Genomic DNA, 10018 nt, shown 5'->3' on the forward strand with positions numbered 1-10018 from the left:
GCAGCCTCTGGAGCATGCTGCCGTGCGGTTCGGGGACCGCGAGCGATACGCCGAGCGTGACGGTGGCAGTCGTGGCCATGTGCGCGCTCCCTCCTTCGTCTTCTTCGTTCTCCGGCGCCGGCGGGCGCGCTCAGCGAGCCGTCAGGAAGCCGACCTTTTCGTAGACCCGGGCGAGAGTATCGGCCGCGACGACCCGGGCCTTGTCGGCACCCCTGGCGAGGAGTGCGTCGAGCTCGGCAGGGTCGTCCAGGTATTCCTGCGTACGTGAACGGAACGGTGTCACCCACTCGGTGACGATCTCGGCGAGCTCCGTCTTGAGCGCGCCGTACCCCTTGCCTGCGAAGTGCTCTTCCAACTGCGGGATCGGGGTGCCGCTGAGGGTGGAGTGGATGGTGAGGAGGTTGCTGACGCCCGGCTTCTTGTCGGCGTCGAAGCGGACGACGGTGTCGGTGTCGGTGACGGCGCTCTTGATCTTCTTCGCCGTGGCCTTCGGTTCGTCGAGGAGTTCGACGATGCCCTTGGGGCTCGACGCCGACTTGCTCATCTTGACCGTCGGCTCCTGGAGGTCGTAGATCCGGCCCGTCTCCTTGAGGATGTGGGGCTCGGGGATGACGAAGGTCGGGCCGTACCGGTGGTTGAAGCGCTCGGCGAGGTTGCGGCTCAGCTCCAGGTGCTGGCGCTGGTCCTCGCCGACGGGGACCTCGTCGGCCTCGTAGAGGAGGATGTCGGCGACCATCAGCATCGGGTAGGTGAAGAGACCGACGGAGGTGCTGTCGGCGCCCTGCTTCGCCGACTTGTCCTTGAACTGGGTCATCCGCGCGGCCTCGCCGAAGCCGGTGAGGCACTCGACGATCCAGGCGAGCTGCGCGTGCTCGGCGACCTGGCTCTGCACGAAGAGGGTGGCGCGCTCCGGGTCGACGCCGGCGGCGAGGAGTTGGGCCGCGGCGAAGCGGGTGTTGCTGCGGAGCTCGGCCGGGTCCTTCGGGACGGTGAGGGCGTGCTGGTCGACGACGCAGTAGAAGGTGTCGTGCGTCTCCTGGAGGCCCACCCACTGGCGTACGGCGCCAAGGTAGTTGCCGAGGTGGAACGAGCCGGAGGTGGGCTGGATACCGGAAAGCACACGAGGGCGAGCGTTGACCATGCGCACATTCTCTCAGGTCGCCCTTCCCGCGGGTGCGGCGATTCCCGTGACGTCGGGCACCGTGCCACCCGCGCGGGTGGCGCCGTGGCGGCGACCCGTCCCTCTTCACGGTACGAGGTCGTACGCGCACACCGTGGAATCAAGGAGGGCGTGCGGAACTCCCGCGCGCGCTCCGGGTGTTGCGCCGGTGCCGACGTGCGGCTGATGCGCCCCCTGTCGGCAAGGTTTCTTTTGCGTGCCGGTGGCGGACGATAGAAAGAGGCCCGCGATCCGGGCCAGGCAGGAAAGACGCCGCACGCCCTTGCGAGACGAACGGAGACCCCGGATGTCCACCTCTCAGCGGCTGCTCGCCGAGGCAGACGCGCACAGCGCGCACAATTACCACCCGCTCCCCGTCGTCATCGCCTCCGCGGAGGGGGCATGGATGACCGACGTGGAGGGACGCAGGTACCTCGACCTGCTCGCCGGCTACTCGGCGCTCAACTTCGGCCATCGCCACCCCCGGTTGATCGAGGCGGCCAAGCGCCAGCTCGACCGCTCCACGCTCACCTCGCGCGCCTTCCAGCACGACCTCTTCCCCGCCTTCTGCGCCGAGCTCGCCGCGCTGTGCGGCATGGAGCGGGTCCTGCCGATGAACACCGGCGCCGAGGCGGTCGAGACGGCGGTGAAGACGGCCCGCAAGTGGGGCTACCGTGTGAAGGGCGTCGCGCACGACCGCGCCAAGATCGTGGTGGCCGAGAACAACTTCCACGGCCGCACCACCACGGTGGTCAGCTTCTCCACCGACGAGGAGGCCCGCGCCGACTACGGTCCGTACACGCCGGGCTTCGAGATCGTCCCGTACGGGGACCTCGCAGCCCTTGAGGCGGCCGTCGACGAGGACACCGTCGCGGTCCTCCTCGAGCCCATCCAGGGCGAGGCGGGCGTCCACGTCCCGCCGCCCGGATACCTCACGGGCGTACGGGAGTTGACGCGCGCCCGGGGCGTGCTCTTCATCGCGGACGAGGTCCAGTCGGGGCTCGGCCGCACCGGCGCCACCTTCGCCTGCGAGCAGGAGGGGCCCTCGGGTGTGCAGCCCGACATGTACGTGCTCGGCAAGGCGCTCGGCGGGGGCGTCGTGCCGGTCTCGGCCGTCGTCTCCACCGACGAGGTCCTCGGCGTCCACCGCCCCGGCGAGCACGGCTCCACCTTCGGCGGCAACCCGCTCGCCTGCGCCGTCGCGCTGGAGGTACTGGCGATGCTGCGCACGGGCGAGTTCCAGGAGCGCGCTCGGGAGTTGGGCGACCACCTCCGCCACGAGCTGGACCTGCTCACCGGCGGCGCCGTCCGCGAGGTCCGCGGCAGGGGTCTGTGGGCCGGCATCGACGTGGCGCCCGAGTACGGCACGGGGCGCGAGCTCTCGGAGCGGCTCATGGCCCGCGGCGTCCTCGTGAAGGACACCCACGGCTCGACGATCCGGGCCGCACCGCCGCTCGTCGTCTCCAAGGAGGACCTCGACTGGGGGGTCGAGCAGCTGGGGGCCGTGCTCGCCGAGTCGGCCTGAGCCGGGGCGGCAACCCCCGGCGTACGCACGGGGGTTGCCGTCCGTCGTCAGCGCCGGGTCATCCGGCCGCCGGCTCCCGCACCCGCTCCCGCAACCGCTTGCTCGCCTCGTCGAGGCCGCTGAGCTCGAGGCGCTTGCCGCGTTCCGCGTACTTGGCCTCGACGGCGTCGAGCGCGGCCGAGGAGGTGGCATCCCAGACGCGCGCCTCGGAGAGGTCGAGGACGACATGGTCCGGGTCGCCGACGTAGTCGAACCGCGCGAGGAACTCGTCGGCTGAAGCGAAGAAGAGCTCGCCCCTGACGGTGTAGACGACGCCGCCCTCGGGGGCGTCGACCGCCTCGACGTGTGCACGCTCCGCCACGCGGCGAGTGAAGATCACAAGAGCGACGAGCGAGCCGACGACGACACCGATCGCGAGGTTCTCCGTGACCACGACGCAGACGACCGTCACCAGCATCACCACCGTCTCCCCCACGGGCATCCGGCGCAGCGTGCGCGGGGCGACGGAACGCCAGTCGAAGGTCGCGACGGAGACCATCACCATCACGGCGACGAGTGCGGCCATCGGCATCTGCGAGACCACAGGAGCGCACAGGAGACACAGCCCCAGGAGGAACACACCTGCGAGGAAGGTGGAGAGTCTGGTCCGCGCGCCGGAGACCCGCACGTTGATCATCGTCTGACCGATCATGGCGCAGCCGCCCATGCCGCCGAAGAAGCCCGTCACGATATTGGCGATGCCCTGCCCGATGGACTCCCGGGTCTTGGAGGAGGGGGTGTCCGTGAGGTCGTCGACGAGCTTTGCCGTCATCAGCGACTCCATGAGGCCGACGAGCGCCATGCCGAGCGCGTACGGCGCCACGGTCGTCAACGTCTCCCAAGCGAACGGGACTTCGGGAAGCGCGGGGACAGGGAGCGAGGCGGGCAGCTCGCCCTTGTCCCCCACGGTGGGGACGGCGATGCCGGCCGCCACGGTCAGCGCCGTCAGCACGACGATGGAGACGAGCGGCGCCGGGACGACGCGGGTGATCCGGGGGAAGAGCACCATCAGGACCAGCCCGCCGGCGAAGAGCGGATAGACGGGCCAGGGCACGTCGAGGAGTTCCGGCACCTGCGCAAGGAAGATCAGAATGGCGAGCGAGTTGACGAATCCGACCGTCACCGACCTCGGCACGTAGCGCATCAGCTTCGCCACGCCCAGGGCGCCGAGTACCACCTGGAAGACGCCGGCCAAGATCACCGCAGCGAAGAGGTGACCCAGTCCGTGCTCGCGGGCGAGCGGCGCGACGACGAGAGCGATGGCACCGGTCGCGGCCGAGATCATGGCGGACCGCCCGCCGACGAACGCGATCACCACGGCCATGGTGCAGGAGGCGAAGAGCCCGACGGCGGGGTCGACTCCGGCGATGATCGAGAACGAGATGGCCTCGGGGATCAGCGCCAGGGCCACGACGAGACCGGCGAGCACTTCGGTCCGCAGCGTTCTCGGGGCAAGGGCGGCGAGCCAGGGCGCCCTGGCGGCAGTCGGTGCGTCAGTCAAGAGGGAAGGACCTGTGTTCTCTGGGCACACCGCGCTGCAAGAGTCGGCGGCATGCGGGAGTTGGCTGGAGGCGGCGGGCGTCGCTGCCCGCCGGCCGGGGTGGGGCTACGGTGACCGTTCAGCATGTGCGTCGCGGGCGTTCGCCCGCAGACGACCGCAGTCAACCGGAAGTGAACACTACCCTAACGTTAGGGTAGGGATGCGGCCCCGGGGTTCCGCCCACCGACAGGGAGCACCGACGCGCCGTACGGCCCGAAAGCCGAGGAGAACAGTGGGCAGCACGCACATGCAGATCGGCGAGGTCGCAGCCCGTACCGAGCTGTCGCTGCGCACGATCCGCCACTACGAGGAGACGGGGCTCGTCGTCCCGTCGGCCCGCTCCCGCGGCGGGTTCCGCCTCTACGCCGAAGGCGACGTGGCGCGCCTGATGGTGATCCGCAGGATGAAGCCGCTCGGTTTCTCCCTCGACGAGATGCGCGACCTCCTCACCGCCACCGACCTGCTCGATACGGAGGACGAACTCACGGAGGGTGAACGCACGTCGGCGCTCGAGCGCGTAGCCGGGTTCGAGGAGGCCGCCCGGGACCGCGTCGCCCGTCTTCGTCAGCAGCTCGCCAGGGCCGAAGAGTTCGCCGAGACGCTCAGCGCCCGGCTCGGTCACGAAGCCCAGCGGGCAGTCGACAACCCGCGCTCCGCAGGAGGTTGAAAAGACAGCCGCCTGTCGGCCCCGTCCGCTAGCGTCCCGCGCATGACGGAAGCACAGAAGACGACGGCGCACGGCCCGCGGCTGCGGATCTGGAAGGCCGCTCCCGCGCTCTACAAGGGCATGTCCGCCTTCCAGCAGGCGACGGCCGAGGGGTTGGAGCGCAGCCTGGCCGAGCTGGTGAAGATCCGCGCCTCGCAGCTCAACAAGTGCGCCTTCTGCCTCGACATGCACTTCGCCGACGCACGGAAGGCGGGCGAGTCGCAGCTACGGCTCGATCTCGTCGGCGCCTGGGAGGAGGCGGGCGACCTCTTCAGCGAGCGGGAGCAGGCCGCGCTCGCCCTCACCGAGTCGGTGACGCTCCTCACCGAGGGCTTCGTACCCGACGCCGTCTGGGAGCGGGCCGCCGCCCACTTCGACGAGGCCGAACTCGCCCAGCTTCTCGGGCAGATCGTCGTGATCAACTCGTGGAACAGGTTCATGGTGGCGACGCGTGCGGTGCCGAGGAGCCTGGAGCAGTAGGGGCGCCCCCGGAGAACAGGCGTACGCCCGGCCGGAGTTCCGGCCGGGCGTACGCCGGCGGACGGGAGCGGTGCTCTCCCGTCCGCCGCCGCTCGGCTCACCGTGCGGCGAGCGACGCGGGTGCGGAGATCACGCGTCCTCGGGAATCCACTTCTCCCAGGTCGACTTGTTCTCCTTGATCCACTTCTCGGCCGCCTTCTCGGGCTTCATCCCGTCGCCCGCGATCATCTGCGCGACCTCGTTCTGGTCCTCCGTCGACCACTTGAAGTTCTTGAGGAACTCCGCAGCGGCACCGCCGTTCTCCGAGAAGTCCTTGTTGAGGAACTTCTCGAGCTGGTTGGTCTCGTAGCCGCACTTCGCCTTCTCCTCGGGGATCTCACACCCCGGGGTGTACTTCGGCAGCTTGACCTCGACCATCTCGATGTCGTTGTTCATCCACTGCGGCTCCCACCAGTAGGCGAGGAACGGCTTCTTCGCCTTGTAGAGCCGCTGCATCTCCTTGAGCTGCGCCGCCTCGGTGCCCGAGGGGACGTGCTTGAACTTGAGGCCGAAGTTCTTGATGAGGCCCTTGTCGTGCTGCGAGTACGAGGGCGCGGCGCCCATGAAGTGGCCGAGATCGCCACTCTCGGAGGTCCTGAAGTCCTTGTAGTACTTGTTGAGGTTCTTGTAGTCGGTGACGTCGGGGTGCTTGTCCGCGTAGTACTTCGGGACGAACCAGCCGATGTGGCCGACGACGCCGAGGTCGCCGCCGGAGACGACGGTCTTCTTGTCCTCGACGTACTTCTTCTGCTTCTTCGGGACGCCGTGCCAGTCCTCGAGGATGGCGTCGGCCTTGCCGCTGTCGAGCGCGTCGAAGGCGACGGGCTCGTCCATCTGCTGGACGTCGACCTTCACGTCCATCTCGTCGGCCATCAGCTTGGAGACGACGGCGGCGTTGGCCGAGGCGCCGACCCACGACGGCTCGGCGAGGACGACCTTGTCGGTGCCGCTGGACTGCGTGTCAGCCGCACCGCACCCGGCGGTGAGGGCCAGCGCGCCGAGCACGCCGACGCCGGCTATTGCGGTATTGCGAATGCGCTTGCTGTTCATGAGAGTTCTGTCTTCTCTTCTCGGGGTGGAGCGCCGGCCCCGCGGCCTGCGCTCTGCGTGAAGGGCGCGGATAGGGGTCCGCGCCGCTGGGGTTGCGGTCTGGGTACGCGCCGGTTCAGGAACCCTTGCGGCTCCGCACGGCCGGTTGCGAGATGCGGTCGAGCATGATGCCGAGGCAGACGATGGCGATGCCGGACGGCAGCCCCTGCGCGAGGTTGCCCTTGGAGAGGCCCTGCACCACGTCGTAGCCGAGCGCACCGCCCCCGATCAGGCCGGCGATGACGACCATCGACAGCACCAGCACGACGCCCTGGTTGACGCCGACGAGCAGCGCCTTGCGCGCGAGCGGCAACTGCACCTGGAAGAGCTGCTGTTTGCCTGTCGCGCCCAGGGACTTCGACGCTTCCATCGCGGCCGGGTCGACCCCGCGCAGCGCCTGGGTGGTGATGCGGATGACGGCGGGCGCCGCGTAGATCACCGCCGCGATGATGCCGGCCGTCCTGCTCAGGCCGACGAGCGCGATCACGGGGATGAGGTACACGAACTGCGGCATCGTCTGCATGGTGTCGAGCACCGGCCGCAGCACCCTCTCCGCCCGCTCCACGCGAGCCGAGACGATGCCGACGATCAGCCCCACGATCACCGTGAGGACCAGGGCGCCGAGCACCTGCGAGAGCGTGTCCATCGAGCGGTCCCACAGGCCCATCGCACCGATGAGAGCGAGTCCGACGCAGCCGGTGAGCGAGGCGCGCCAGGTCCCGACGAACCAGCCGACCACCGCCACGAGCAGCATCAGCGCCCACCACGGCGTCGCGAGCAGTCCGCTCCGCAGCGGGTTGAGGATGAACTCGGTGAAGCCCTCGGCCCACGTGACCGTGCCGCCGACGAGGGGGATGCCCGAACCGAGGTGGTCGGTGAACCAGTTGACGGCATCGTTGATCGGCTGTCCCCAGGAGACGGTCCAGCCCTCGGGCCACTCGCTCTCCCACAGGGCGGAGCCGACGGCCGCGAAGACGGCCAGCAGCACCACGATCCCGCCCCACACCGCGGCCCGCACCTTGGCCATGCCTGCGGGTTCGGTCGCGGTCTGCGAGGCGTCGAGGCGCTCACCCGCCGCGGAGGTCGTCCGGTCGAGGAGCACGGCGACGAGGACGACGGCGACGCCCGCGGTGAGCGCGGTGCCGATGTCCAACTTGCCGAGCGCCTGGTAGATCTCGTCGCCGAGACCGCCGCCGCCGATCAGGGAGGCGAGGACGACCATGGAGAGGCACATCATGATCGTCTGGTTGAGTCCGAGCATCATCTGCTTGCGCGCCAGCGGCAGTTTGGCCGTGTACAGCCGCTGCCAGGGGCTGGCGCCGAGCGAACGCGCCGCCTCCAGCGCCACCGGGTCCGCGCCGCGTAGCCCGAGCGAGGTGAGCCGGGCCATCGGCGGGGCCGCGTAGATCACGGTGGCGATCAGGGCGGACGGGACGCCGACACCGAAGATCAGCAGCAGCGGCAGCAGATAAGCGAACGCCGGCATCACCTGCATCGTGTCGAAGACCGGCCGCAGCAGCTTCTCGAAGCGGTCCGAGAGCCCCGACGCGAGTCCGAGCAGGAGCCCCAGCAGTCCGGCGAGGATCACCGCCACGACCATCAGCGCGAGCGTCTCCATCGTGGGCGCCCACATGTCGAGGATGCCGCAGACGGCGAAGACGGCGAGCGCCGTGGCTCCGGTCCGCACGGCACGCCGTGAGCGGTCGGCACCGCCGGCCGCCCAGGCGATGAGCGTGCCGATGACGGTCACGCCGACCCAGCCGAGCGAGTCGAAGAGGCCGACGATCGCGTCGACGCCGCCTTCGGCCGCGTTGCTGATGTGCAGCAGGAAGTAGAGGAAGAGCCAGTGCGAATCGCGGTTGTCGACGAGCCAGTTGTCGAGGTCTTCCAGCGGCGTGCGGATGTCCGCCGTCCAGCCGCCGGGCCAAGAGCCGTCCCCCGTGACGACGGCGCTCACCAGGACGACGAGCACCGCGAACCCGATCACCAGCCACTTGGGGTTGGCGGCGAGCCGTGCGGCGAGTCCGTCCTGCGCGGGTTCTGCGGAGCGCCGGTCCGGATCGGGCGCGGGCCCCTGCGCGTCGGCCGCGGGTTCCTTGTCGAGCGTCGGGGTCGTGGCGGTGCTCATACCGCCGCCACCTTCCCCTCGTCGGCGGCGGCTCCCGTGGCGTCGTCCTCGCCGAGCCGGGCGACGACGGAGAGCAGCCGCTCGTGGTCGATGACGCCGAGGAGCTCGCCGTCCTTCATGACGCGCGCCGGCTTTCCGCTCCGCGCGACGGCCTCGATCGCGTCGGAGACGAGGGTGCCGGGCGTGAGCGCGACACCGTCTTCGGCCTCGCCCGCGTCGGCGGGGCGCATCGCGCGCCGGACGGAGATGACCTGCTCGCGGGGGACGTCCCGGACGAAGTCGCGGACGTAGTCGTCCGCCGGGTTGGCGACGATCTCCTCGGGGGTGCCGAGTTGGACGATCTCGCCGTCGCGCATCAGCGCGATGCGGTCGCCGAGCCGGAGCGCCTCGGAGAGGTCGTGGGTGATGAAGACCATGGTGCGGCCCTCTTCGTTGTGGAGGCGGACGACCTCCTCCTGCATGTCCCGGCGGATCAGCGGGTCGAGGGCGCTGAACGGCTCGTCGAAGAGGAGCACCTCGGGATCGACGGCGAGTGCGCGGGCCAGCCCGACGCGCTGCTGCTGGCCGCCGGAGAGCTGCGCGGGCCTGCGGTGCCCGAGCCCCTCCAGGCCGACCTTGTCGACCATCTCGCCTGCGCGCTCACGGCGTTCGGCCTTGCCGACGCCCTGGATCTCCAGGCCGTAGGCGACGTTGTCGAGGACCGTGCGGTGCGGCAGCAGGCCGAAGTTCTGGAAGACCATCGAGGCCCGGTGCCTGCGCAGCGTGCGCAGGCTCTCGGTGTCCATGCCCCGTACATCGTCGCCGTCGAACTCCAGGGTGCCGGCGGTGGGCTCGATGAGGCGGGTCAGGCAGCGGACGAGCGTCGACTTGCCGGAGCCGGAGAGCCCCATGACGACGAAGACCTCGCCCTTGTTGACGTCGAAGGAGACGTCGCGGACCGCCGCGGTGCAGCCGGTCGACTCGCGGACCTCGGCGGCGGAGAGCCCCTTGAGGGCGGAGTTCTCGGGCACGCTCGCCGCTTTGGGGCCGAAGACCTTCCACAGGTTGCGGACGGAGATGACCGGCGTATGTTCGGCGCTCTCGGACATCAGGCAACACCTCCCGGTATCGGGGCTGAGTGGGGACGGATGAGATCGACCGCCTTCTCCCCGACCATCAGGACCCCGATCATCGGGTTGACGGTGGGCATCGTCGGGAAGACGGAGGCGTCCGCTATGCGGATCCCCTCCAGTCCCCGGACACGCAATTCGGGGTCGACGACGGCGAGTTCGTCGTCGGCCGCGCCCATACGGCAGGTGCCGGCGGGGGGGGAG

General features: G+C 69.9%; 9 protein-coding genes. 3 read left to right on the forward strand and 6 right to left on the reverse strand.

Annotated features, from left to right (window positions below):
- Positions 1 to 130 precede the first annotated feature (130 nt).
- Positions 131 to 1141: a tryptophan--tRNA ligase gene (trpS, locus tag UWG_RS0119260; protein WP_029391590.1), complete on the reverse strand. Its 1011-nt coding sequence runs from the start codon at positions 1139 to 1141 to the stop codon at positions 131 to 133.
- Between the two features lie 325 nt (positions 1142 to 1466).
- On the opposite strand from trpS, the gene rocD reads away from it, so the two are divergent.
- On the forward strand, positions 1467 to 2684 hold the full coding sequence (gene rocD / locus UWG_RS0119265) for an ornithine--oxo-acid transaminase (RefSeq protein ID WP_016908839.1): 1218 nt from the start codon (positions 1467 to 1469) through the stop codon (positions 2682 to 2684).
- Between the two features lie 58 nt (positions 2685 to 2742).
- On the opposite strand, the gene UWG_RS0119270 is transcribed toward rocD, so the two are convergent.
- Complete coding sequence (locus tag UWG_RS0119270; protein WP_029391591.1) at positions 2743 to 4224, reverse strand: SulP family inorganic anion transporter; 1482 nt, start codon at positions 4222 to 4224, stop codon at positions 2743 to 2745.
- A 271-nt stretch (positions 4225 to 4495) separates the two neighbouring features.
- Between UWG_RS0119270 and UWG_RS0119275 the strand changes: the two genes are divergently transcribed.
- Together UWG_RS0119275 and UWG_RS0119280 are read left to right on the forward strand one after the other, a co-directional pair.
- The gene (locus UWG_RS0119275; RefSeq protein WP_016908841.1) at positions 4496 to 4930 is read left to right on the forward strand and encodes a MerR family transcriptional regulator; all 435 of its coding nucleotides are present in this window, start codon (positions 4496 to 4498) and stop codon (positions 4928 to 4930) included.
- Between the two features lie 42 nt (positions 4931 to 4972).
- A complete protein-coding gene (locus tag UWG_RS0119280; protein ID WP_016908842.1) occupies positions 4973 to 5449 on the forward strand; it encodes a carboxymuconolactone decarboxylase family protein in 477 nt (158 codons plus the stop codon).
- A gap of 129 nt (positions 5450 to 5578) precedes the next feature.
- Here UWG_RS0119280 and UWG_RS0119290 read toward each other — a convergent pair whose 3' ends face one another.
- The 4 genes from UWG_RS0119290 to UWG_RS0119305 form a co-directional block, all read right to left on the reverse strand.
- Positions 5579 to 6538 carry a glycine betaine ABC transporter substrate-binding protein gene (locus UWG_RS0119290; RefSeq protein WP_016908843.1) on the reverse strand — a complete coding sequence of 320 codons (960 nt, stop codon included), beginning with the start codon at positions 6536 to 6538 and terminating at the stop codon, positions 5579 to 5581.
- 115 nt (positions 6539 to 6653) lie between these two features.
- Complete coding sequence (locus tag UWG_RS0119295; protein WP_016908844.1) at positions 6654 to 8705, reverse strand: ABC transporter permease; 2052 nt, start codon at positions 8703 to 8705, stop codon at positions 6654 to 6656.
- Positions 8702 to 9793 (reverse strand): quaternary amine ABC transporter ATP-binding protein, encoded by a 1092-nt coding sequence (locus UWG_RS0119300; RefSeq protein ID WP_016908845.1) that lies wholly within the window; start codon positions 9791 to 9793, stop codon positions 8702 to 8704. The genes UWG_RS0119295 and UWG_RS0119300 overlap by 4 nt, the downstream gene beginning before the upstream one ends.
- Positions 9793 to 10018: GMC oxidoreductase (locus tag UWG_RS0119305; protein WP_237720166.1), on the reverse strand; the 226-nt coding region annotated here is incomplete at its 5' end. The genes UWG_RS0119305 and UWG_RS0119300, both read right to left, overlap by 1 nt.

It is taken from the genome of Streptomyces xiaopingdaonensis (assembly GCF_000262345.1).
Classification (GTDB): Bacteria; Actinomycetota; Actinomycetes; order Streptomycetales; family Streptomycetaceae; genus Streptomyces; species Streptomyces xiaopingdaonensis.